The sequence below is a fragment of the Paraburkholderia sejongensis genome (assembly GCF_020880815.1).
Lineage (GTDB): Bacteria > Pseudomonadota > Gammaproteobacteria > Burkholderiales > Burkholderiaceae > Paraburkholderia > Paraburkholderia sejongensis.
On the sequence record NZ_JAJITD010000001.1, the window covers coordinates 54,026 to 78,480 of the forward strand.

Annotated in this window: 15 protein-coding genes and 1 pseudogene; 13 read left to right on the plus strand and 3 right to left on the minus strand. The window is 63.3% G+C overall.

Going from position 1 to position 24,455, the window contains the following annotated elements; genetic code table 11:
- Positions 1-2: 2 nt before the first annotated feature.
- The 7 genes and pseudogenes from LJ656_RS00260 to LJ656_RS00285 all read left to right on the plus strand — a co-directional run bounded on the left by LJ656_RS00260 (position 3) and on the right by LJ656_RS00285 (position 11,774).
- Complete coding sequence (locus LJ656_RS00260) at positions 3-920, plus strand: LysR family transcriptional regulator (protein ID WP_230507211.1); 918 nt, start codon at positions 3-5, stop codon at positions 918-920.
- Positions 921-1,681: 761 nt separating this feature from the next.
- Positions 1,682-1,804 (plus strand): annotated as a pseudogene (locus tag LJ656_RS35075) (ESPR domain-containing protein); the annotation flags it as partial.
- A 282-nt stretch (positions 1,805-2,086) separates the two neighbouring features.
- The gene (locus LJ656_RS00265) at positions 2,087-6,793 is read left to right on the plus strand and encodes a beta strand repeat-containing protein (protein ID WP_230507213.1); all 4,707 of its coding nucleotides are present in this window, start codon (positions 2,087-2,089) and stop codon (positions 6,791-6,793) included.
- A 401-nt stretch (positions 6,794-7,194) separates the two neighbouring features.
- Entirely contained in the window at positions 7,195-8,355 is a 1,161-nt protein-coding gene (locus tag LJ656_RS00270; RefSeq protein ID WP_230507216.1) for a DUF2827 domain-containing protein, read from the plus strand.
- Positions 8,352-9,512 (plus strand): DUF2827 domain-containing protein, encoded by a 1,161-nt coding sequence (locus LJ656_RS00275; protein ID WP_230507217.1) that lies wholly within the window; start codon positions 8,352-8,354, stop codon positions 9,510-9,512. The genes LJ656_RS00270 and LJ656_RS00275 overlap by 4 nt, the downstream gene beginning before the upstream one ends.
- A 31-nt stretch (positions 9,513-9,543) precedes the next feature.
- On the plus strand, positions 9,544-10,671 hold the full coding sequence (locus LJ656_RS00280; protein WP_230507219.1) for a DUF2827 domain-containing protein: 1,128 nt from the start codon (positions 9,544-9,546) through the stop codon (positions 10,669-10,671).
- Positions 10,672-10,979: 308 nt separating this feature from the next.
- The gene (locus tag LJ656_RS00285) at positions 10,980-11,774 is read left to right on the plus strand and encodes an SDR family NAD(P)-dependent oxidoreductase (protein ID WP_230507221.1); all 795 of its coding nucleotides are present in this window, start codon (positions 10,980-10,982) and stop codon (positions 11,772-11,774) included.
- Positions 11,775-11,881: 107 nt separating this feature from the next.
- Here the strand turns inward: LJ656_RS00285 and LJ656_RS00290 are convergent, their stop codons facing one another.
- Complete coding sequence (locus LJ656_RS00290) at positions 11,882-15,196, minus strand: ATP-binding protein (protein ID WP_230507223.1); 3,315 nt, start codon at positions 15,194-15,196, stop codon at positions 11,882-11,884.
- The gene (locus tag LJ656_RS00295; RefSeq protein ID WP_329958768.1) at positions 15,196-15,849 is read right to left on the minus strand and encodes a response regulator transcription factor; all 654 of its coding nucleotides are present in this window, start codon (positions 15,847-15,849) and stop codon (positions 15,196-15,198) included. The genes LJ656_RS00290 and LJ656_RS00295 overlap by 1 nt, the downstream gene beginning before the upstream one ends.
- 470 nt (positions 15,850-16,319) lie before the next feature.
- Here LJ656_RS00295 and LJ656_RS00300 point away from each other — a divergent pair, with 470 nt between their 5' ends.
- The gene (locus LJ656_RS00300) at positions 16,320-16,691 is read left to right on the plus strand and encodes a hypothetical protein (protein WP_230507226.1); all 372 of its coding nucleotides are present in this window, start codon (positions 16,320-16,322) and stop codon (positions 16,689-16,691) included.
- Positions 16,692-16,801: 110 nt separating this feature from the next.
- Positions 16,802-17,131 carry a transposase gene (locus LJ656_RS35080; protein WP_425605884.1) on the plus strand — a complete coding sequence of 110 codons (330 nt, stop codon included), beginning with the start codon at positions 16,802-16,804 and terminating at the stop codon, positions 17,129-17,131.
- Here the strand turns inward: LJ656_RS35080 and LJ656_RS00305 are convergent.
- Positions 17,103-17,981 (minus strand): LysR family transcriptional regulator, encoded by an 879-nt coding sequence (locus LJ656_RS00305; protein ID WP_230507228.1) that lies wholly within the window; start codon positions 17,979-17,981, stop codon positions 17,103-17,105. The genes LJ656_RS35080 and LJ656_RS00305 overlap by 29 nt on opposite strands.
- Positions 17,982-18,128: 147 nt before the next feature.
- On the opposite strand from LJ656_RS00305, the gene LJ656_RS00310 reads away from it, so the two are divergent.
- The 4 genes from LJ656_RS00310 to cuyB all read left to right on the plus strand — a co-directional run bounded on the left by LJ656_RS00310 (position 18,129) and on the right by cuyB (position 24,317).
- On the plus strand, positions 18,129-19,895 hold the full coding sequence (locus tag LJ656_RS00310) for an acyl-CoA dehydrogenase family protein (protein ID WP_230507230.1): 1,767 nt from the start codon (positions 18,129-18,131) through the stop codon (positions 19,893-19,895).
- A complete protein-coding gene (locus LJ656_RS00315) occupies positions 19,892-21,175 on the plus strand; it encodes a CaiB/BaiF CoA transferase family protein (RefSeq protein WP_230507231.1) in 1,284 nt (427 codons plus the stop codon). The genes LJ656_RS00310 and LJ656_RS00315 overlap by 4 nt, the downstream gene beginning before the upstream one ends.
- Positions 21,176-21,275: 100 nt before the next feature.
- Positions 21,276-22,589, plus strand: coding sequence for an MFS transporter (locus LJ656_RS00320; protein WP_230507232.1), 1,314 nt, complete (start codon positions 21,276-21,278; stop codon positions 22,587-22,589).
- Positions 22,590-22,766: 177 nt separating this feature from the next.
- Positions 22,767-24,317, plus strand: a complete 1,551-nt coding sequence (gene cuyB, locus LJ656_RS00325; protein WP_230507233.1) for a cysteate racemase — start codon at positions 22,767-22,769, stop codon at positions 24,315-24,317.
- Positions 24,318-24,455: the final 138 nt, after the last annotated feature.

A 24,455-nucleotide genomic window follows, 5' to 3' on the forward strand; every position in this document is an offset into this window, starting at 1 on the left:
ACATGTTGTCGGAAGACGAACTGGCGTTACTCGACGCGATCCGCTCGACCGGCAGCCTGTCGCGCGCGGCGGCGCGGCTCGGCAAGGCGCCGTCGACGATCTCCCACGCCGCGCGGCAACTGGAGGCGCGCTTCGACGCGCTGCTGTTCGACCGGCGTCGCTACCGGCTGCAACTGACGCCGGCCGGCCAACTGCTCGCCGACGAAGCCGGCCGGCTGATGCTAGACCTGCAACGGATGACGCAACGCGTGAAGCAGGTGGCCAGCGGCTGGGAAGAACGGCTGTGGATCGTGACGGACGAGATCCTCGAATTCGAACTGCTGATGCCGGTCGTGCGCGCGTTCGACGAACTCGGCTCGGGCGTGCGGCTGCGCTTCACGCACGAAGTTCTCGGCGGCACGTGGGAGGCGTTGCGCGACGGCCGCGCGGACCTGATCGTCGGCGCGACCAACGAGCCGCCGTCGATCGCGGGGCTGCGCTGGTTCGAACTGGGCGTGATGGAGTGGGTGTTCGCGGTCGCGCCGCGTCATCCGCTCGCGGCGCTCGAAGAGCCGCTCACCCGCGAGCGGATTCGCGAGCATCGCGCGGTGGTGGTGGCCGATTCTTCGCGCGCGAGCGCCGGTCGCGCATATGGGGTGCTGGGTGGCCAAACCGCGCTCGCGGTGCCGACGATGCGCGCGAAAATCCTCGCGCAGCGCGACGGGCTGGGTGTCGGCTGGCTGCCGCGCGAACGGGTCGCGTCGTTGCTGGAGCGCGGCGAACTGGTCGAAAAATGCACCGCCGATCCGCGCGAGCCGAACGTGTTGTACGTCGCGTGGCGCGGCGACCAGGAAGGGCGCGCGCTGACGTGGTGGCTCGAGCAGCTGCGCCAGCCGCGGCTCGCGCAGCGGTTGGTGCGGGGGCTGGCGGTGACGGCTTAGGGTTTGCCGGCGCTGCCCGACCCTTAACACGAGTTCGGCCCGCGTCAAAATCCCGATTTCAAAATCGAATCCTATCTATATCGCGGTAGCGGTCAGACCGATAAAGTACGTACCAAGCGAAAGCTTTGTATGGATCGCTTAAACGGTGCTGGACCATATTCGACATGCCGCCGCAAGGCGCGACAGTGCGAGATCCATGAGGCGTTCAACGGTTCTTCGTCATTAGTCGATCTTCGCGGCGACTGGCTGATCAGTTAGTTCAACATACAAAAACGGATGATGTGCGCCGAACGTGCGTCCTTCGCTTTTTAAGCTGGATCAACTTTGGCGTGGCGCAGGACGGGCGTTCAGTTTGCCGTCGACGCGCTCGCCATGTTCGCCAAGGCCCAGTCAAGACGGAAAACTGGCGCGCGAATTTCTACCCTCCGTGACATCCGGTAGCTCGTCTGCTGGTCGCCGCATCGTACGGAGAGCGTCCGCATTCTGCTCGATGAAATCCGACGGGTGAACGTCGAAGGGGCAGACGCGCAGCTGACATGATTGGCTGAGCGTCCGAACGTTGGTGTTCAAAGCAGTAGACCTCAATTTGTCCCTCAACGATCGTTCCAAAACTCTTACGTTCGCTTCGGTCTCCAGGCGCGTGATAACCATGTTTTTGTAGCGAATATCTACTGACCTTAGAGGCATTAATCGGTTCTATTTAATTCGCAGTATTAAACAAAGTTAAATAAAGTTAAATAATTTTTGTAGAAGGACGAGTCGTGAACAAATCGTATAAAAGCATCTGGAATGAAGCGCTTGGATCGTGGGTGGCTGCATCGGAGAACACATCGGCACGCGGCAAGAAAAGTTCGAGTCGAAAGTTAAACACTGTGGTCGCCGCTGCGGCGCTTGCGATGTGTCCGATGGTCGCGTCCGCGTCCGCTCTGTGTCTGAAGGACAGTAATGGGACGAGCTTTGTTACGGGAGATGGCGGGGGCGGTGTAAATCAAGGCGCCTGTAGTGATGTTTTTAATACGACCACGGGTCTGAGCACTTTCGCGCTTTTGCAGTCAGGCTCCAGCGCAGCGAACAGTGCTTCGCAATTGTTGCTGACCGGCGGCAAGGCCGTTTTCTCTCTGAATCCGAGCCCTTCTGGCGTCAGCAGTTCGGTGAATCAGCTGACGATGACCGCATCCGGAAACAACGTGTTGATGACCGGGTTGGCGGCGGGCGCCGTGACGAGTTCGAGTCTGGACGCAATCAACGGTAGCCAGCTGTATTCGCTGTCCACGTCGACCTCGACGGGCCTGAGCACGGCGACCAGCGGCATCGGCTCGCTGTCGACGGGCCTGAGCACGACCAAAAGCAACGTCGCTTCGCTGTCGGCGTCGGCCTCGACTGGTCTGAGCACCGTGACCAACAATCTGTCCACCCTGAGCACGTCCATTACGAACGGCACGGTTGGCCCTGTCCAGCGGACCGGCACGGCCAACAAGCTCGCTCTCGTCGCGGCGGCCGGCACGGGCGCGACGCCGGGCGCTGCACAGGTGCTCACCAACATGGCGAACGGGCAGGTTTCGGCGGCCAGCACGGACGCCATCAATGGAAGCCAGCTGTATTCGCTGTCGGCCTCGACCTCGATCGGTCTGAGCACGGCGACGAGCGGCATCGGCTCGCTGTCGACGGGTTTGAGCACGACCAACAGCAATGTTGCTTCGCTGTCGGCCTCGACCTCGACGGGTCTGAGCACGGCGACTAGCGGCATCAGCTCGCTATCGACGGGTTTGAGCACGACCAACAGCAATGTCGCTTCGCTGTCGGCGTCGACCTCGACGGGTCTGAGCACTGTGACCAACAATCTGTCCACCCTGAGCACGTCGATTACGAACGGCACGGTTGGCCCTGTCCAGCGTACCGGCACGGCAGGCACGCTGGCTCTCGTCGCGGCGGGTGGCACGGGTGCGACGCCGGGTGCTGCACAGGTGCTCACCAACGTGGCGAACGGCCAGGTGTCGGCGGCCAGCACGGACGCCATTAATGGAAGCCAGCTGTATTCGCTGTCGGCCTCTACCTCGACGGGTCTGAGCACGGCGACCAGCGGCATCGGCTCGCTGTCGACGGCGCTGAGCACGACCAACAGCAACGTTGCTTCGCTGTCGGCCTCGAGCTCGACGGGTCTGAGCACGGCGACGAGCGGCATCGGCTCGCTGTCGACGGGTTTGAGCACGACCAACAGCAATGTTGCTTCGCTGTCGGCCTCGACCTCGACGGGCCTGAGCACGACGACCAGCAACGTCGCTTCGCTGTCGACGGGTCTCGGCACGGTGACGAACAATCTGTCCAACCTGAGCACGTCGATTACGAACGGCACGATCGGCCCTGTCCAGAAGACCGGCACGGCGAACACGCTGGCTCTCGTCGCACCGGGCGCCACCGGAGCGAATCCGGGCGCCGCACAGGTTCTGACCAACGTGGCGAACGGCCAGGTTTCGGCGGCCAGCACGGACGCCATCAATGGCAGTCAGCTGTATTCGCTGTCCGCTTCGACCTCGACCGGCCTTAGCACCGTGACGAGCAACGTTGCTTCGCTGTCGACGGGTCTCGGCGCGGTGACCAACGATGTGTCCAGCCTGAGCACGTCCATTGCGAACGGCGATCTCGGTCCTGTCCAGTTGACCGGCACGGCGAACACGCTGGCGCTCGTCGCGCCGGGCGGCACGGGTGCGAATCCGGGTGCCGCACAGGTACTCACCAACGTGGCGAACGGCCAGATTTCGGCGACCAGCACGGACGCAGTCACGGGCAACCAGATGTATTCGCTGTCCGCCTCGACTTCGACCGGCCTGAGCACCGTGACCAGCAACGTCGCTTCGCTGTCGGCGTCGACCTCGACGGGTTTGAGCACGGTGACCAGCAACGTCGCGTCACTGTCGACCGGTCTGGACACGACGAACAGCAACGTCGCTTCGCTGTCGGCGTCGGCCTCGACGGGTCTGAGCACGGTGACCAACAATCTGTCCACCCTGAGCACATCGATTACGAACGGCGCGATCGGTCCCGTCCAGCAGACCGGAGCGGCCAACACGCTGGCGCTCGTCGCGGCGGGCGGCACCGGTGCGAATCCGGGCGCGGCACAAGTGCTGACCAACGTGGCGAACGGCCAGGTGTCGGCGGCCAGCACGGACGCCATCAACGGCAGCCAGCTGTATTCGCTGTCGGCATCGACCTCGACGGGTTTGAGCACGGTGACCAGCAACGTCGCGTCGCTGTCCACCGGTCTGGATACGACCAACAGCAACGTCGCTTCGCTGTCGGTATCGACCTCGACGGGTCTGAGCACGGTAACCAGCAACGTCGCGTCGCTGTCGACCGGCCTTGACACGACCAACAGCAACGTCGCATCGCTGTCGACGGGGCTGACCACGGTGACCAACGATGTAACCAACCTGAGCACGACCATTGCGAACGGCGCGATTGGCCCTGTCCAGCAGACAAGCACGGCGAACACGCTGGCTCTCGTCGCGCCGGGCGGCACCGGTGCGAATCCGGGCGCGGCACAGGTACTCACCAACGTGGCGAACGGCCAGGTTGCGGCGACCAGCACGGACGCCATCAACGGCAGCCAGCTGTATTCGCTGTCGGCATCGACCTCGACGGGTCTGAGCACCGTGACCAGCAACGTGGCTTCGCTGTCGACCGGCCTTGATACGACCAACAGCAACGTCGCGTCGCTGTCGACGGGGCTGGACACGACGACCAGCAATCTCACGTCGCTGTCGACCTCGACCTCGACGGGTTTGAGCACGGTAACCAGCAACGTCGCGTCGCTGTCCACGGGTCTCGACACGACGAACAGCAACGTCGCGTCGCTGTCGACGGGCCTCGGCACGGTGACCAACGATGTGACCAACCTGAGCACGTCGATTGCGAACGGCGCGATTGGCCCTGTCCAGCAGACCGGCACGGCAGGCACGCTGGCTCTCGTCGCGCCGGGTGGCACCGGTGCGAATCCGGGCGCTGCACAGGTGCTGACCAACGTGGCGAACGGCCAGGTGTCGGCGACCAGCACGGACGCGGTCACGGGCAACCAGATGTATTCGCTGTCGGTATCGACCTCGACGGGTTTGAGCACGGTGACCAGCAACGTCGCATCGTTGTCCACGGGTCTGGATACGACCAACAGCAACGTCGCTTCGCTGTCGGTCTCGACCTCGACCGGCCTGAGTACGGTGACCAGCAACGTCGCGTCGCTGTCGACGGGTCTGACCACGGTGACCAACGATGTGACCAACCTGAGCACGTCGATTTCGAACGGCACGATCGGTCCTGTCCGGCAGACCGGCACGGCAGGCACGCTGGCTCTCGTCGCGCCGGGTGGCACGGGTGCGAATCCGGGCGCCGCACAGGTACTCACCAACGTGGCAAATGGCCAGGTATCGGCGGCCAGCACGGACGCGGTCAACGGAAGCCAGCTGTATTCACTGTCGGCCTCGACCTCGACGGGATTGAGCACGGTGACCAGCAACGTTGCTTCGCTGTCGACCGGTCTGGACTCGACGAACAGCAATCTCGCTTCGTTGTCGACCTCGACCTCGACGGGTCTGAGCACGGTGACCAGCAACGTCGCTTCGCTGTCCACGGGTCTGGACACGACGAACAGCCACGTCGCGTCGCTGTCGACGGGGTTGGACTCGACCAACAGCAACGTCGCTTCGTTGTCGTCGGGTCTGGACACGACCAACAGCAACGTCGCGTCGCTGTCCACCGGTCTGACCACGGTGACCAACGATGTGACGAACCTGAGCACGAGCATCGCGAGCGGCAATATCGGTCCTGTGCAGCAAACGCCGGTGGCCAACCAGCTCACGCTGGTTGCTCCTGGCGGCACGGGTGCGAATCCGGGAGCGGCGCAGGTGCTGACCAACGTCGCGGCCGGCCAGGTTTCGGCGACGAGCACGGACGCCGTGAACGGCAGCCAGTTGTACGCGGTTCAGCAGCAGGTCAACTCGTTGAGCACGTCCGTGAGCAACGCCGTCCTGAACGACATGAACCAGGGCAATGCGAGCGGGGCAAACTCGAACGCGAACGGAGAAAATTCGCACGCGTCGGGCGATAACTCGACGGCAACCGGCCAGAACTCGAACGCGACGGGTGAGAACTCGACGGCGACCGGGGAAGCGTCGAACGCGTCGGGCGACAATTCGACAGCAATGGGTCAGGGCGCAACGGCGTCAGGCGACAACTCGACGGCCGAGGGTCAGGGCGCGATTGCTTCGGGCAACAACTCGAAGGCTGACGGTCAGAACGCACAGGCAACCGGCGACAACAGTACGGCGCTGGGCCAGGGCTCGATGGCGTCGGGTGATAAGTCGGTGGCAACGGGTCAAGGTTCGATTGCGTCGGGCGGTGGCTCGACCGCATTGGGGCAGGGCTCGACGGCTTCTGGCTCATCCTCGACCGCACTCGGCAACAATGCCCTGGCAACGGCGGACAACTCGGTGGCACTGGGTGCAAACTCGGTGGCAAGCGAGCCTAATACCGTGTCTGTCGGTTCGCCGGGTAACGAACGCCGGATCACGAACGTCGCGCCGGGCATCAACGGCACCGATGCCGCCAACATGAACCAGCTGTGGGGCGTTCAGTCGAGCGTCAATCAGGTGGCGCGTACCGCCTATTCGGGTGTGGCGGCGGCGACGGCGTTGACGATGATTCCGGATGTCGATCCCGGCAAGACGATCGCAGTCGGGATCGGTGCGGCAAGCTACCAGGGTTACGCCGCGTCGGCTCTGGGCATCAGTGCCCGGATTACCGCCAACCTGAAGGTGAAGGTTGGGGCGGGCATCAGCTCGAACGGCACGACCTACGGTGCAGGCGCGTCGTATCAGTGGTAGCGCAGTAGTCCCGGGCATACGTGCTACCTGAGGTATGCCGGGGTTATGTCGAGCAAATACTCGACATGAAACGCCAGTGATGTATGCAGGGGTTCAATGGGAGATAACAGTTCGCTGTTCCGACCATTGCTCCTGCTTTATATCCATCAGCGGAAAATCGCCGTCTGGCGACGTTATTGCATGCATCAGGTAATCCCGCAGCGCGGCTGCGACATGGGATTACCGGCTATTAGTGGAATTCGTGCAATAACGCCGCACTTTGGCTTCGAGTCATCTCAACCAATCTATCCGTTGGCGTTAGACATAGAAAAGCCTGCGCAGGGGCGCATGCGGCAAAGGCATTAGTCGGGAAAAAACTTTCCTGACTGATCGCAGGGCACTTTGAATTCATGGGCAAGAACATGCGCATTGGCATATCCGTGCTGACCCATTCAGGCCAGAACATCTGGCAGAATGGCCTGGGTCAGAACATCATTTTCCTTTCCGAATTATTTAAACGGCTGCCATTCGTGCAGTCGGTCTCGCTAATCGATGCCGGCGATCAGCTTGCCATGCCGCCCCAGGTGGACATGGGCCTGCACGATATACGCATCCTGAAGCCCCAATGGGCAACCGACGAAGTCGATGTCGTCATCGAAATGGGCGGCGCGCTCGATATCCAGTGGCTCGACCTCATGCGGGCAAGGGGGAAAAAGGTCGTCTATTTCTGTTGCGGCCAGCCGTTCGTCACGCTGGCCGAACCGGCCGTGTTCGACAACCCGACCCATGCGTGGCGCCCGGACCGTTGCGACGAGGTATGGCTGCTGCCCAAGGACACGGCATTCGTACCGATGATGCGGACGTTTCACCGCTGCGACGTGCATATCGCGCCTTACATCTGGCATCCGCATTTCGTCGAACGGCGCGCGCAGGAAGTGGTCGACAAGCTCGGCGCGCGCTACGGCTACCAGTCTCGCGCCGCGCGTCCGCGCGGCGAGCGTGCCGGTTTGCGCGTGGCCATCTTCGAGCCGAATATTTCGGTGGTCAAGACTTCGAGCATTCCGATGCTTGTATGCGACGAGGCATATCGGGCCGATCGCGAATCGGTCACGGCCATGCACGTGCTCAATACACTGCATCTGAAAGATCATCCCACCATGCTTTACCTTGCCAACTCGCTGGATCTGATTCGCGAGCACAAAGCGACGTTCCACGGCCGGCACGATATCGTCGGTTTCATGACGCAGTATGCCGATGCGGTGGTTTCGCACCAGTGGCAGAACGATCAGAACTACAGTTATCTGGACGCGTTGTACGGTGACTATCCGCTGATCCACAATTCGCCGTGGCTGCGCGAGGCGGGCTACTACTATCCGCAGTTCGATGCGCGCCAGGGCGCCGCGCAACTGCTACGGGCGGCGGCGGAACACGACGGCAATCTCGATGAATACCGTGCCCGCGCGCAACGTGTATTTCAAGCGGTCGATCCGTTCAACCCGAGCAATCTCGACGGCTATGCCGCGAGGTTGCTGCATCTGTGCCGCGACGCGAACTTCGCGAAGGCAGCGGGGAGCCGGGTATGAGCGTCGAAAAAAAACCCGTGTGCCGTCCCCGCAGATTGCGCGTCGGGGTGTCGATATACGTCCGCAAGGGCCAGCAATCGCTATGGGAAAACGGGATTTACCAGAACTGCGTTTTCCTCGTGATGCTGTTGATGCGCTCGCCATTGGTCGGCGCGACTTTTCTGGTCGCGGGCGGCGGTGACGGCGAACCGGCCGATGCGCAGAACTTTCTGGCCGATTCCCCGGTGCCGATCATCGATATGAACGAAGCCGCCACGGCGCTCGATGTGATGATCGAAATGAGCGCCCAGCTCAACCGGGAATGGGTGATCGCATTTCGCGAGCGCGGCGGAAAAATCGTCTCGATGAGAGTCGGCAACGACTACGTGATCGATATCGAACGCATGATATTCGGCAAACCGCAAGCGCTGCTGATTACCCGTGCGCCGTATCACGAGGTGTGGACGCTGGCGGAATACGAAAACACGTGCGTGCCGTACTTTCGCAGCACGTTCCGCTGTCCGGTGCGGGTGATGCCGCATCTGTGGAGTCCACTCGTGCTGCAACGCGAAGCGCAGCGGCTGCCCGAGGGCGTGAGCTTCGGCTATCGCCCCGGCCGCCGGCGCTGGCGTGTGGGCATTTTCGAGCCGAATATCTGCATGGTGAAGACGAGCTTTATCCCGCTGTTCACATGCGAGGCGGCGCACCGCGCCGATCCCGGCATGCTCGAACACGTGTGGGCCTTCAATACACTGGATCTGAAAGCGCATAGCGGCTTTAGCGAATTTGCCGGCAGCCTCGATCTCGTCAGGCACGGGCTGGCGTCGTACGAGGCGCGCTATCCGTTCTGTCAGATCGTCGCCGCCAACGTCGACGTGGTGGTCAGCCACCAGTGGGAAAACGCGCAGAACTACGTCTACTACGAAGCGTTGTACGGTGGTTATCCGCTCGTTCACAACTCGCATCTGATCGGCGAGTGCGGATATCGTTATCACGAATTCGATTGCGAGGAGGGCGGCCGCGCGCTGCAGCGGGCCTTTGCGGAGCACGATCGCGAGTTCGACGCGTACCAGCGGACCGCGCGGACGTTTCTCGCGCGACTCGATCCGGAAAACGAGGCCAACATACGGATCTATTCCGACGCGCTTGCCGCGCTGTATGAAGGTGAAAACGCATGATGTATTCAACCATTGCCGCGGCGAGGTGCGTATGAGCGGACTGCGCATCGGCATTACCATCGGTCTGCATCACGAGGCCGAAACGCTGTGGAATAACGGCATCAAGCAGAACGCTGCTTTTCTTGCCGAAGCGTTGCGGCATTGTCCGCAGGTGGCCGGCGTCGTGCTGGTCAACACGACGCAGGTTCCCATCACGCCGGCGTTGCCGTGGGATCAGACGCGCTATCCGACCCAGACCTTCGATGCCGCCAAAGATAACGTCGATGTGCTGATCGAACTCGGTGGCCAGATCGACGCGCTGCAGACCGCTTATCTGAAGCATCGCGGCGTGCGACTCGTGTCGTACTGCTGCGGCTTCGAGTACGTTCATGCGATGGAGTCGGTGTTGTTCAGCAAGCCGACGTGGGGCGCCAACCTGTTCGTCAACCAGCGCTATGACGATATCTGGATCATCCCGCAGGTCGAGAACATCAGCCGTTCGTATTTCGAGGTATTGCGCCGGCAAAGCGCTCGCGTGGTGCCATTCGTTTGGAGTCCCATATTTCTCGACGCACGTGTCGCGAACCTGCCGAATGCCGGCGAGTACCAGCCGCGTGAGGGCGCGAAGCGCCTGAGCGTGATGGAACCGAATATCAATGTCGTCAAATTTTGTCTGTATCCCGCCTTCATTGCGGAACTGGCGTATCGCCAGCGGCCCGACCGTATCGCGATTCTCCAGGTGACCAATGCCGACGGGATCGCGAGAAACAGTGCTGAGTTCATCGCGCTGATGAATCAGCTCGATATCGTGCGCGACCAGAAGGCGGTGTTTCTGGGCCGTCACGAAACGCCGGCCTTTCTTGCGAGCAACACGGACATTGTCGTGTCGCATCAACTGGAAAACCCGCTTAACTATTTCTATCTCGAAGTCTGCTGGCAGGGCTACCCACTGGTGCACAACGCGCATCTTTGCGCGGAGCTGGGCTATTACTACAAGAACAATGAAGTGAACGAGGGCGCGCGCCGCCTGCTCGAAGCGATTGAAACACACGATGCACAGGCATCGCACTATCGCCAGCGGCAACGCGCGCAAATAGCGCGTTATTTACCTGGCAATTCGCAACTCGTGGCAACGTACGACGCGCTGCTCAGCGAGCTGATGGCGCGACCCGTTCGCTAGGAAAACAGCGACGAGCACGGCCGACGTGGCCGCGCTCGTCAAACCGACTTGAACGGGGGACGCCACAAAGCCGGACCTTTCTAGCTGATAAGAAACCTTGCATCGCGCACGGCCGGTTTCGTCGTGCGTTGAGTTGTACTTCCCCAAACCGCCATCTTCCCGTTTCCTGATTTGGGCTTAAAATCCAGGCGGCCGCCTGATGCCGACCCGGTGCCTGGATCACGTTGTCTTCGATGCACCGCCGTGCGACGTCGCGCTCGATCAATTAAAAAATCGCGGTGTACGCGATTAATCAACACGGAAAGTCAATGGCAACTTCTAGCGAAAAATCTTCTGGGCAAGCACGTTACGCGAACTATCCCAGCCTGGTGGACCGGGTCGTGCTCATCACGGGTGGCGCGAGCGGCATTGGCGCTTCGTTCGTCGAGCACTTCGTCGCGCAAGGCGCACGTGTCGGCTTTCTCGACATCGACTCGAACGCGGGAGCAGCGCTTGCCGAATCGCTCGGTAACGCGCGCCATAAACCACTCTTCGTCGCCTGCGACGTTACCGACATTGCCGCGTTGCACGCGGCCATCGCCGAAGTGCGGGCCGCATTCGGACCGATCGAGGTGCTCGTGAACAACGCGGCGAACGATCGCCGCCACGCGCTCGCCGACGTTACCCCCGAGTCGTTCGATGCGGGCGTTGCGGTCAACGTGCGGCATCAGTTGTTCGCAGTGCAGGCCGTGGTCGAAGATATGAAGGCCGCACGCGCGGGCTCGATCATTAATCTCGGCTCGCATTGCTGGATGCTCAAGAGCACCCAGTTCCCGGTTTACGCGATGAGCAAGGCGGCTGTCCAGGGCCTGACGCGCGGGTTCGCCAAGGAACTCGGCGCGTATGGGATCCGCGTGAACACGCTGGTGCCGGGCTGGGTGTTGACCGACAAGCAGCGCAACCTGTGGCTCACCGACGAAGGCCGCGAAGAAATACGGCGCGGCCAGTGCATCGACGAGGAAATGGAGCCCGGCGATCTCGCGCGCATGGCGCTCTTCCTCGCGGCCGACGACAGCCGCATGATCACGTCGGAGGATGTGATGGTGACGGGTGGCTGGTCGTAAGGCCGATTCTCGCCCGGCGGTTTCGTCCATTCGTTGATTCGCATGCATGCGTCGTCGCACGGCATTGCGGGCAGGAGGACGAGCGGTAGCGGCGTGGCAATTGCCGATTAACCGCCGCGCCGCGTGTTGCGCTGCTCGGCTTCGCGCAATTCCTTCAGATCCTGGCCGATGGCCAATGCGCGATGTTCTATTTCGTCATCCCAAGCTTCGCTGCCGCACAGAACGGCGTGTAATTCCTGGCAGCGTTGCAGAAGTTTCGACGGCCCCAGCATCGACAGGCCGCCGGAGACGCCGTGCAGCCATCTGCGCAGCGTTGCGATGCTGCGTGCCGCGATGACGGTATCGAGTCCGGCGATGTCGAAAGCCGCCTGCTCGACAAACGCGGCCGAGTAGGCGGCCGGGACCGCCGGAAGCCTGGGCAGCGCCGCTTCCGTTGCGGCCGCGGCAGGGGCGGAAACGGTGCTGGCAACCGGGCCGGCCGCGCTATCGAGCACCCGTGTCAACACCGCCAGTGGAACGGGCTTGGTCAGATAGTCGGTAAATCCGCGTTGCCGGCCTTCGTTGATGTCGTCGGGATAAGCGCTCGCACTGACTGCATAGATCGGCATGCTCATCGCTCTCGCGCGAATCGCGTCGAGCAGTTCGCAACCGCCCAGAACCGGCATGTCGATGTCGGTTAGTACGATGTCCACCGGCTTGTCCGTCTGCTGTCTGACCAGCAGGGACAGCGCTTCTTCGCCGTTCGCGGCTTCGATCACGTTGGCGCCCAAGGTAGTCAACTGATCGCGCAGCAAGCTTCGATTGAGCAGATTGTCCTCCGCGATAAGTACAGTCAGTTTGCCGAAGTCTCGCCGCGACGACGGAACCTGCTCGCTCGGCCGCGTATCGGTTCTGCGTTGATACTCGGGCGCGAACATCTCGGTGGCCGACTTGATCCCCGACTGACTATATACAGAGATGTCCACGCCGCCGTCCTCGCGCGCGGCGGGCACGAGCGGGCCGTCCTGACTGAGCCAGACGATGTTGCGCGAGTTGCCCCACCACGCGAGCACATCCGCGCGATTGAACTCGTCGGTGGCGATCAGGTAATCGTGTTTGCGATGGTCTACCGGCTGACGCAGGTCGGAAAAGACCGTGACGATCGATCTCTCAGGATCGTAGAGACTCGTGAGCCATTCCTGGTATTCGCTGGCAAGACAAAGAACGGCGGGTTCGGTAGCGGGCAAGGTCCACTCCGCGCCCGCCGTCGGACCGTCGCCTTTGCGCAAAGGCAGCTTGACGGCAACGCGGGTGCCCACGCCGACCGTACTATCCACCGTGATGGTCCCTTTCATCAGTTCGCAAAGCCGCTCGCAGATCGACAGGCCGAGACCCGTACCTCGCGCCTGCGCGAGACGGTTGCTATTGCCTTGCGTGAACGGTTGAAACAACTGCTTCTTCAGTTCTTCGGAAATGCCGATGCCGGAATCGGCAATATCGATTTGCAGCGCTTCGTCGGCCCACCGCACCCGCATCACTATCTTGCCGGATTGCGTAAACTTGAAAGCGTTGCTCAGCAGGTTGTTGACGACCTGAGATATCCGCACGGGATCGAAGAACAATTGCGAAGGGATCGCCCGGTCCAGCACCAGATAAAACTTGAGTCCCTGTTTGACGGCCAGATGCGCGTGCGAAAGCGCGATACGCTTCATCAGAGTCGTGACCGATCCCCATTCCTCGTCGATCCGCAGTTCTCCGACATCAATCTTGGAAAAGTCCAGAACGTCGTTGACGACCTGAAGCAGGCCCATCGCCGACACCTGCATTGCCATCACGCGCGCCTCCTGTTCCGGCGCCAACGTGCCGAGCTTCAGCAACTCGATGTTGCCGACGAGAGAGGCGAGCGGCGTGCGAATCTCGTGGCTCATCGACGCAAAGAAGTTCACCTTCGCGCGCGCGACCGATTCGGTCGCCAGCTTGGCCTCACGCAGCACCTGTTCGGCCATCACGTGCTCGGTCGTGTCGGCGATCGCACAGAAAAAGATATCTTCGCGATTGAGCGTCGCCGGCGCAAAGGTAATTTTCAGATGTACGCTTTCTCCCTTCGTTCTTTCGAGCACGAACGGAAACTGAAAAATCCTCGTACCTTCGGCGAGAGCGAAAGACTCCTTGTTGACGCCCTGGTTTTTGAATTTCTCGCTGAGCGCCGCGGGCAGTGTGTCCGAATTCTCGATCCCGAGCGTGGTTCGCGCGATCTGGTTCGCGAGCACGATGCTGGAGTCGTCCTTTTTGACGATGCACAAGCCCACCGGCGTCGCGTGGACGAGCAGGTAGTTGAGCAGTTCGCTTTCGAGCGCTCGCGATGCTTGCGCGTAGGTGCGCGTCAAAAACCGGTAGTTCCAGTATCGAAACGTCGAAAGCAGAAGAACGACCAGCGCAGCCGTAACCGACAGCACCAGCAGCAGCTGATAACGCATCGTGACGATCTGTTGACGCAACGGCACGACGCGAATGACGTGACCGATGCCGAAAATGGTCGACGGACGCCGTAACGCCCAACCATAACCGGCGATCCAGTGAAACCTTCCGTCTGGAAGCGCGCGCGTCTGCGCGTCGATCGCGCGTGCCTGCGCATCGGGAATGTCGCCGATAACCACTACCGCGCCATCGCTCGTCACCCAGATGAAATTGGGAGACGATGGCAGGAACGATTTTCTGTTTTCGGCCTGCAAATCCACGCTGGTTAGCACCACGGCATAAATAGCGCCCCCGCTCGGAACGAGCGACGCTCCAACCGCGTGCGGCGGTTCTCCATCGTCGGCGCCGGGTATGCGCAGCCAGATAATCCGCTTTTCACGCGCCGCGAGAGCGGGGTCCAGGCCCAGCGCACGGTAGCGCCGAAGCACGAGATCGACGAGTTTGCGCGCGTCGTCAGGCGATTGGGGGCGCAGGGCCCGAGGCGTGCCGGTCGGCAGACCGAACTGATAGGCGACGCTGCCGTCGGTGAGAACGATTTCGATGGGAGGCGGGGGGCCCGACGCCGACAGCAATTGCACGGTCGCATCGCAACTTGCTTTGAGGACAGCCTGAGCTTGTGCGTCCGGGATGCTGGCTGTGCAGGTTTCGCCGGGGTGCATCGGCGTCTGCGGCAGCAGAACGCCGTTTGCCCGCAGCTCTATCACCAGACTGGCCGTCGTCAGTGCAATGTTGCGCTGTTGAAAACGGTCGAAAAGAGATTGTCCAAGCGATTGGGTGATTCGCTCTTCCTGATTCAACGCGCTGGTCAACAACGCCGAGACGGTGACCGCAGCCCCGGCGAGTGCGCCAAGAATCAGCAGGATGATCACCATTGAAAACACATGGCGCTCGCGCTTCAGATTCCGCTCGAGCGAGTGACGCGCCTGCAATGCGGGGTCCCCGATCAGATTCAGGGGCGCCGGCATCAGATCAGTCCCTGCTCTTGCGCGTATTTGACGAGATTGGCGTTGGTGTCTATGTGGAGTTTGCGCATCGCCGAACTCTTTTGCGTTGCCACCGTGGTAACCGAACGGTGCAGTTGCCCGGCGATCTCGGTCACGGACCATCCGAGAGCGAACAGACGGACCACTTCCAGCTCCCTCGGCGAGAGATCGCGGGCATCGCGAAACTCTTCCTCGGTGTTGCCTCGCTCGGCCAGGTGGCCGCTTAAACCCGGCGACAGAAAGGTCCGTGTTTCTTTCGATAGCGCCTTGATGCAGGCCTGTTCGAGCACGTCGAGGTTTTCGCCTTTGCCGACGATGCCTGCCACGCCAAGCTGACATAGCTGCTGCAAGATGCCGCCGTTCGTCAGCGACGTGAAGATGACGATCGGGATCGCGGGAAAGCGGCGCCGCAGCTGCATGACAAGACGGAGCCCGTCTTCGTCGGCGCCGAACGCCTGCATCGTGAAGTCGGTGACGATCAGGCCGCATGCCACCGTCGTCAGCATTTTCAGAAGTTCGGACCCCGATCTCGCGGCGCCGACGACCTCGAAAACAGGATTTGCGCTGAGTGTCTGGGTGAGCGCCACACGGATAACCGCGTGGTCGTCGGCCACCACTACCTGAATTCGGGACATAGGTTCCATAGACGCCAGCTGGTTTATTTGGAACTGCGAACAATCTTATTCCACCGGAGCAGCTTTTGCAGCGGAAAACGGTGGGCGCTGTTTCAACGCCGCGCAACCGCCGCGCGCCGAGCCATTGCGCGGGCGCGGAAATACCCCCGCGGCGCACTTAAACGCACTGTGCAACCGATTTCAACCTCGCGCTGTTGAAATGGCACGGTACTATTTACTTGTCAGACTTTATGGTTTTTTAAAGCGGACTGTAAGCCGGTGGGGCTTTCTTTCAGTCATTTTGCCTCACCGGATTCTTTTCGCAAGCAATGATTAAGAAAATTCGCGAGTACGCGCATTTTCGAATCCATTCTATAGGTGCCCGCGATAGAGGGGTCTATATTTTCTCCCCCGCAGCGGACAGTCGACGGGTTTCCCAATCTTCGAGGCCGCCGCGCGGCCGCAACGAGCGGCGGCGCCGGCGGCGCCCTTTGGAGCAGGCTCACCCATCTGCGCCGATGCGGCGAAAACAGCGGGGCATAACCGGTAAAGCGCTTTTTGGCGCGGGTTCTGGAGATTTCGTAATGGAAGACTGTGCTGGCTTTTCAGACAACGCGCGCAAGAACTGGGTATTTGTTGTTTGTGACTGGCTAGTCAATTTCATCCTGCCGCTGCTGTCATTGTTCTTTGTGATGTTTTGCTACATCCTGTTCCGCCTCTGGTTTTGCCCGAAACTCAGCTGGTGGCTGGTTGCCATGAACGTTTTTTTGATCGCGTGTATGGGAGCGGTGGCAGTGATGTTTGCCATTGGCTCTCGAGAGATCGGTCTGAAAGTGAAATCGTCGCACCAATCGAAACAATAGCGGCGCAGTCGCTGGATAAAGATTAAATTCGGTTAGGCCCCCTTCGAGCGGGGCGGCCATTCGTGGTCGCCGTGCGGTAACAATTTTTGTTTTGTGTGATTGGATTGGCGATGGAAGAATTCACACCGTTTCGGGAAATCACCGACGAACAATGGGCGCGCGTTTCCCCACTGTTTCTTCAGGAGCGTCCAGAGTCGAGTGACCGGAGAGGTCGCCCGCTCGTCGACGCACGCAGTGTGTTGAATGGCGTGCTATGGGTCATGTACTCGGGCGCGTGCTGGGCCGCGATGCCGAGCAGGTATCCACCTCATACGACATGCCACCGGCGCTTCAAGGCATGGAGCGATTCAGGCCTGTTCGACCGTGTGACGGATGCGCTGGCGGGCTGTCGAGTCATCAGAAAGCACCCGCTTAGCCCCCGTCCCGCAAATACTCGATAAACCGGTCCGCGACCGGCTCGGTCGCACCGCCGCGCCGCAGCAGCAACACTTCCGACAGCAACGCCTCGCCCTGCAACGGCACGAAGCACACGCGCGGATCGCCGATCTGCCGCAGCGTATAAGGCACCAGCGCGACCCCCATCCCGAATCCGACCATCGTCACGACGGTCTGCCACAGCCGCGCCTCGTGCCGGATCAACGGACTGAACCCCGCACTCACGCACTGCGCGATGATCAGATCGTGATAATGCGGCGACACGGTGCGCGGAAACAGAATGAACGGCTCCTGCGCGAGCGCGCGCAGATCGACCTTGCGTTTGCGCGCGAGCACGTGGTCGGCCGGCAAGCAGCACAGAAACGGCTCGGAAAACACCGTCGTCGATACCACCTCCGACGGGAAGTTGCCCCAATGCGCGTAGCCCATGTCGATCTGCATCCGCTGGATCGCCTGCACCTGCTCGCTGGTGTTCATCTCCTTCAGCACGATCTCGACGCCCGGGTGATCGGCCTCGAAACGGCCGACCGCCTGCGGCATCCCGCGATACAGCATCGAGTTCACGAAGCCGATCCGCAGCCGGCCCGCGAGACCGTGCGCGGAGCGCTGCGTGATGCGCTCGGCCTCGCTCGCCTGCAACAGCAGCCGGCGCGCTTCGCCGAGCAGCGCCTGGCCTGCGTTGGTTAGGGTGACTGACTTGTTGGTGCGCGCGAGCAGTTGCACGCCGAGCTGCTCTTCGAACTTGCGGATGTCGAAACTGAGCGCCGGCTGCGAAATAAACAGCCGCTTCGCCGCGCGGCCGAAATGCAGTTCTTCGGCGACCGCCACGAAATAGCGCAATTGCTTCAGTTCCATCGGTGTCTCCCCGGCAACGCTGTATCGATCGATAATGTTTGTTTATCGTACCGGATACAAGTTGTATTAGACGATTATCGAAGCCGCTTCTATGCTGCGTTCCACTACACGCCCGTTCAGCAGGGGCATCAGATGGAGACACACAGCATGGCCGACCTCATCGACCAGCCGGTTCACGGCTCGTCCAACATCCCCGACAGCCGCGGCATCAACTTCTTTTCCAGCGACCCCGAACTTGCACGTCTGCTGCGGCTCCATCTCGGCGACACGCTGTACGACGAACTCGAAAGCCAGTTCGTCACGCTCGGCCAGCGCGCGTCCGACGAACTCGACCTGTGGGCGCTGTCCGCCGACAAGCACCCGCCGACGCTGAACCATCGCACCCGCCGCGGCGAAGCGCTGCAAAGCATCGACAAACACCCGGACTACGTCGCGCTCGAACGCGTCGCGTACGCGGAACTCGGCCTTGCATCGATGAGCCACGCGAGCCACGACGGCAAGCCGCCGCCGCCCCCGCTCGTCAAATACGCGCTGACGTTCCTGTTCGTGCAGGCCGAATTCGGGCTGTGCTGCCCGGTCAGCATGACCGACTCGCTGACCCGCACGCTGCGCAAGTTCGGCGCGCCGGAACTGGTCGCGCGCTTTCTGCCGCTGCTCGCGTCGCGCGATTTCGACACGCTGTACCAGGGCGCGATGTTCATGACCGAGCAGGCGGCCGGCTCCGACGTCGCGCGCATCGCGACCCGCGCGGCGCTCGAAACCGGCGCGAACGGTGAGCAGCAATGGCGCCTGTACGGCGACAAATGGTTCTGCTCGAACGCCGACGCCGATCTGGCGATGGTGCTCGCGCGCCCCGACGGCGCACCGGACGGCATCAACGGTCTGGGCCTGTTCCTGCTGCCGAAAACGCTGCCCGACGGTTCGCGCAACAGCTACCGGATCATCCGTCTGAAGGACAAGCTCGGCAGCCGTTCGATGGCGAGCGGCGAGATCGTGCTCGAAGGCGCGCACGCGTATCTGATCGGCGAAGTGGGGCGCGGCTTTCACCAGATGGCCGACATGATCAACATGTCGCGGCTGTCGAACGGCGTGCGCGCGGCCGGGCTGATGCGCCGCGCGCTGACCGAGGCGCTGCATATCGCGCGCAATCGCGAAGCGTTCGGCCGCAAGCTGATCGCGATGCCGCTGATGCAGCGCCAGTTGATGAAGATGATGCTGCCGGCCGAGCAGGCGCGCTCGATGTTCATGCGCATCGCGCTGCTGCTGCAACAGGCCGATGCCGGCGATCGCCACGCGGCGAAATGCGTGCGCATCCTCACGCCGCTGATCAAGTTCCGCGCGTGCCGCGACGCGCGGCGCGTGACCGGCGACGCAATGGAAGTGCGCGGCGGCACCGGCTACATCGAGGAATGGAGCGACGCGCGGCTGGTGCGCGACGCGCATCTGGGCTCGATCTGGGAGGGCACCAGCAATATCGTCGCGCTCGATATCGCGCGGGCCGCGAAACGCGACGGCGCGCTCGAACCGCTGCGCGCGTATCTGCAGGATCAACTCGGGGTTGCCGGACTGCCTGCCGAAAGTCTCGCGCTGCTGCGCTGGACGTTGACCCGCGCATGCGACGCGCTTGCCGGCGTCGCCGACGCCGGCCGCGACGAATGGGTCCGCCAGGCGGGCTCGGCGCTGTATCACGCGAGCACGGCCGTGCTGATGGCCTGCGAAGGCGCGCGCCTTGGCCCCGACTATCGCCGGCTCGCGCTCGCGCATCTGGTGGTGCGGCACAAGCTGCTGCCGACCGATCCGCTCGATCTGCGCGGCGCGCAAGACGAAATCGAGGTGCTCGACGCGCTCGTCAACGACCGTCCGGTCACGCTCGCGCAAGCGCTGCAACTGCTGCCGGCCGGAGGCGCGCAATGACGCTTGCGACCCATCCAGGCCAGCAAGGCCGGCAAGGCCAGCCGCGCAACGACGGCTGCCACGGCGCGCTGCAAGGCATCAAGGTGGTCGATCTGAGCCGCGTGCTCGGCGGCCCGTACTGCACCCAGGCGCTCGCCGATCACGGCGCCCAGGTGATCAAGCTCGAACCGCCGGACGGCGACGAAACCCGCGGCTGGGGCCCGCCGTTCTTCGGCGACACCGCGTGGTACTTCGCCGGCGTGAACCGCAACAAGCAGGGCATCGCGGTCGATCTGTCGTGCGACGAAGGCCGCGCGATCCTGTGGAAGCTGCTCGAAGACGCCGACGTGCTGGTCGAAAACTTCAAGCCCGGCACGCTGCAGCGCTGGGGGATGGATTACGAAGGGATCCTGAGCAAACGCTTTCCGAAACTGATCCATTGCGCGGTATCGGGCTTCGGCCCGGACGGCCCGCTCGGCGGTCTGCCCGGCTACGACGCGGCAATCCAGGCGATGACCGGCCTGATGAGCGTGAACGGCGAGCGCGACGGTCCCGCCACGCGCGTGGGCCTGCCGGTCGTCGATATGGTCACCGGTCTGAACGCGCTGGCCGGCATCCTGCTCGCGCTCGCCGAGCGCGCGAAGAGCGGGCGCGGCCAGTCGATCGATATCTCGCTGTACGACTGCGGCGTGTCGCTGCTGCATCCGCATCTGCCGAACTATTTCGGTTCGGGCCGCACGCCGCAGCGCAGCGGCAACGCGCATCCGAACATCACGCCGTACGACAGCTATCGCACCGCGACCGCGCCGATCTTTCTGGCGGTCGGCAACGACCGCCAGTTCGCGAAGCTGTGCGCGCATCTGGGCGCGCCCGAGCTGGCCGAGGACCCGCGTTTCATCGACAACCGCAGCCGCTGCGGGCATCGCGAGCCGTTGAAGGCGGCGCTCGAAAGCCTGCTTGCACAGCACGACTGCGAGCCGCTCGCGCAGCAGCTGATCCGGCTCGGCGTGCCGTGCGGCCCGGTGCAGACCGTCGACGTGGTCGCGCGCCATCCGCATACGCTGCATCGCAAGCTGGTGGTCGAGATGGGCGAGTATCGCGGCACCGCGTCGCCGATCAGGCTGTCGCGCACGCCGGCCACCTATCGCAGCGTGCCGCCGACGCTTGGCGCCGACACCCGCGACGTGCTCGACGCGCTCGGCATCGATGCCGATACGCAGCAGCGGCTGTTCGACGCCGGCGTGCTGAAGTCGGCCGAGCCGCCACTTGCGATAGCCGAAGCGCAGGCGCTGAAAACCTGACGCGTCGCCGCGGCGACGCGGCACGCTTTTGCGGCGACGGCACATAGAAAGCCGCGCCACCTCGCGCAGCACCCATAAGCAGTATCAGGAGACAGACACCATGCACCGCGATCACGACCAACATGCCGCGAGCCGGCAACCCACGCGCGCGGCGGCCGCCGCGTTTGTCGGCACCACGATCGAGTGGTACGACTTTTACATCTACGCGACCGCCTCGGCGCTGATCTTCGGCAAGCTGTTCTTTCCCGGCAGCGATCCGTTCTTCGCGACGCTCGCGTCGTTCGGCACCTTCGCGGTCGGCTTCTTCGCGCGGCCGTTCGGCGGCCTCGTGTTCGGTCATCTGGGCGACCGGATCGGCCGCAAGAAGGCGCTGGTCGCGACGCTGGTCATCATGGGCGTCGGCACGGTCGGGATCGGTTTTCTGCCGACCTATGCGAGCGCGGGCGCGATCGCGCCGGTGCTGCTGGTGCTGCTGCGGGTCGCGCAAGGGATCGCGATCGGCGGCGAGTGGGGCGGCGCGGTGCTGATGGCGAGCGAGCACGCGCCGCAGAACAAGCGCACCTTCTTCGCGTCGTTCGCGCAGCTCGGCAGCCCGGCCGGCCTGATCCTGTCGCTGCTGGCGTTCCGCGCGGTCACGTCGATGGATCAGGACGCGTTTCTCAGCTGGGGCTGGCGTCTGCCGTTCCTCGCCAGCGCGGTGCTGCTGCTGGTCGGCCTCGCGATCCGCGCGGGCGTCAACGAGTCGCCGGAATTCGCGGCGGTGAAGGAACAGCGCCGCGTCGCCACGCTGCCGGTCGCCGAAGTGGTGCGCGACGCATGGCGCACCGTGCTGCTGTGCCTCGGCGCGAACGTGATCGGCGTGGCCGGCGCGTGGTTCGTCAACACCTTCATGCTCAACTACACGACGCAGACGCTCGGCCTCGACCGCAAGCTGATTCTCGACAGCCTGTTCGTGGTCGCGTTCATCCAGCTGTTCACGCAGCTCGGCTCGGGCTGGTTCGCGCAGCGCATCGGCACCGGACGCTTCCTGAAGGGCGCGGCCGCGCTCGCGATGCTGTCGCCGTATCCGATGTTCGCGCTGGTGTCGACCGGTCAGCCGGTCGCGATCGTGGTTGGCATCGCGCTCGCGGTGATGTGCATGTCGAGCTCATACGCGGTGATGGCCGGCTTCATGTCGACCGCGTTCCCGGTGCGGGTGCGCTACTCGGCGATCTCGCTGTCGTACCAGCTGTGCGCGGCGCTGGCCGGCGGGTTGACGCCGCTGATCGGCACCGTGCTCGCGCACCGGTATCCGGGCGCGTGGTGGCCGCTGGCGGTGTTCTATACGTGCCTCGCCGGGGTGTCGCTGGTGTGCATCGGCACGCTGGAGCGGCGCAAGCGCACGCCGATGGCGGGGGTCGCCGAGGCGGCCTGAGGCCGGGCGCCCGGCTTGGCGGGCGCAGGACGAGAGGGGAGCGGCGGGGCGGCATAAGCTGTCCCGCCGCTTTGTCGTTAACCCCAGGACATACGGGCGTCGCAAGATGTCATCCTCAAGCGCGCGGAAATTCACCCGTTAAGCATGGGTGGACCGACTAACGACGGGGGCATCATCATGAACCGGTTTCGTTCGCTGGGCGTGGCGACGGGCGCCGCGCAACTGGCCAGCGCCGACATTCTCAGCCGCATCGGCACGGCTTCGCGCCGGCCCGGCGCGGCGCACCGGTTCGATCTGATTCTCGAACCACGCGCGTGGCAGGGCCCGGCCGCGCCGGACGCAAACGACGCGCAGTTCAAGATCCACGTATTCGACACGCTGCGCGGCTTCGAAAAGCGCGGCGTCGATGCGATCGTGCTGCCGTGCTTTCTGAGCCATACCTTCATCGACGAACTCACGGCCAACCTCACGGTGCCGGTCGCCAACATCATGAGCGCGCTGTCCGCGCACGTGCGGCGCACCTATCCGTCGGCGCGGCGGATCGGCGTGTTGACGTCGGCGGCGATTCGCGCGAACGGCCTGTTCGAGCGGTATTTCGAGGCCGGCGCGTGCGAGCTCCGCTATCCGCGCGACGTGGCCGGCTTCGATTGCGTGACGAGCGCGGTCTACGGCGACGACGCAATTCGCCACGGCCGCCTGTCCGGCCGCCCGCTCGAACTGCTGCGCTCGGCCTGCGCAGATCTGGTCGCGCAGGGCGTCGAGCTGATCGTGCCGGGCCTCGCGGAGATCGGCATGGTGCTGCGCGCGTTGGGACCGGTCGGCGTGCCGCTCGTCGATACGAACCAGGTCTATGCGCGCTATGTCGCGCAGGCCCGCTATCCGCAGCCGCAGCCGGCGTTCCGGATCGGCGTGGTCGGCGGAATCGGGCCGGCCGCGACCGTCGATTTTCTCGGCAAGCTGGTGCGCAACACGCCGGCCGCGCGCGATCAGGATCACCTGAAGGTGATCGTCGAGCAGAACCCGCAGATTCCGGATCGCACCGACGCGCTGCTCGGCGGCGGCGCCGACCCGACGCTCGCGCTGTACGCCGCGTGCAAGACGCTGGAGGACAGCGGCGCCGATCTGATCGCGATGCCGTGCAATACCGCGCATGCGTTCGTCGAACGGATCCAGCCGGCGCTGCGGGTGCCGATCGTCAATATGCTCGACTGCACCGCCGATTATCTGCGCGACACGCTGCCGGAGCTGCGCGAGGTCGGCGTGCTGGCGACGAGCGGCACGCTCGCGAGCCGCGTCTACGAACACGCGCTCGACGCGCGCGGCTTCGTGCAGGTCGCGCCGTCGGCGGCCGCGCAGGCGCGGCTGATGAACGCGATCTATGGGCCGCGCGGCGCGAAGGCCGGCTACACGTCGGGGGAATGCTGCGACGACCTCGCGGCGGCGCTCGACGATCTGCTCGGGCAGGGCGTGCAGGTGATCTTGCTGGCTTGCACCGAACTGCCGCTGCTGCTGCGCGAGCCGGTGATCCCGTGTCCGGGCGGGCGGGTGGTGCGGCTCGTCGATCCGACCGAGGTGCTCGCCAGGCGCTGCGTCGCGTATGCGCTCGGCGACCGTGCGGCGCAGCAGCGCGGCGCGGAGTGTGCGGGGGACTGCGCGGAGGACTGTGGGGCGGACAGCGCGCCGGCGCCGGTGACAGGGCGCGCGCCGGTGGAAAGCGCGGTCGGCTAGCGGCATCACGCCCGCGACGCCCACCGGATCGGCGCCATGGAAAACTGTATAAACATACAGTATAGTATCCCGTTGCAACCAGGCAGCGGGCGCGGCACGCGACTTGCCTGCCGACTTGCCTGCCTTTAGCGCCGCGAC

Bases quoted from the DNA above. Each gene is read 5' to 3' on its own strand.
- LJ656_RS00260 (WP_230507211.1), top strand. From the start codon at position 3: ATGTTGTCGGAAGACGAACTGGCGTTACTCGACGCGATCCGCTCGACC.
- LJ656_RS00265 (WP_230507213.1), top strand. From the start codon at position 2,087: ATGACCGCATCCGGAAACAACGTGTTGATGACCGGGTTGGCGGCGGGC.
- LJ656_RS00270 (WP_230507216.1), top strand. From the start codon at position 7,195: ATGCGCATTGGCATATCCGTGCTGACCCATTCAGGCCAGAACATCTGG.
- LJ656_RS00275 (WP_230507217.1), top strand. From the start codon at position 8,352: ATGAGCGTCGAAAAAAAACCCGTGTGCCGTCCCCGCAGATTGCGCGTC.
- LJ656_RS00280 (WP_230507219.1), top strand. From the start codon at position 9,544: ATGAGCGGACTGCGCATCGGCATTACCATCGGTCTGCATCACGAGGCC.
- LJ656_RS00285 (WP_230507221.1), top strand. From the start codon at position 10,980: ATGGCAACTTCTAGCGAAAAATCTTCTGGGCAAGCACGTTACGCGAAC.
- LJ656_RS00290 (WP_230507223.1), bottom strand. From the start codon at position 15,196: ATGCCGGCGCCCCTGAATCTGATCGGGGACCCCGCATTGCAGGCGCGT.
- LJ656_RS00295 (WP_329958768.1), bottom strand. From the start codon at position 15,849: ATGTCCCGAATTCAGGTAGTGGTGGCCGACGACCACGCGGTTATCCGT.
- LJ656_RS35080 (WP_425605884.1), top strand. From the start codon at position 16,802: ATGGAAGAATTCACACCGTTTCGGGAAATCACCGACGAACAATGGGCG.
- LJ656_RS00305 (WP_230507228.1), bottom strand. From the start codon at position 17,981: ATGGAACTGAAGCAATTGCGCTATTTCGTGGCGGTCGCCGAAGAACTG.
- LJ656_RS00310 (WP_230507230.1), top strand. From the start codon at position 18,129: ATGGCCGACCTCATCGACCAGCCGGTTCACGGCTCGTCCAACATCCCC.
- LJ656_RS00315 (WP_230507231.1), top strand. From the start codon at position 19,892: ATGACGCTTGCGACCCATCCAGGCCAGCAAGGCCGGCAAGGCCAGCCG.
- LJ656_RS00320 (WP_230507232.1), top strand. From the start codon at position 21,276: ATGCACCGCGATCACGACCAACATGCCGCGAGCCGGCAACCCACGCGC.
- cuyB (WP_230507233.1), top strand. From the start codon at position 22,767: ATGAACCGGTTTCGTTCGCTGGGCGTGGCGACGGGCGCCGCGCAACTG.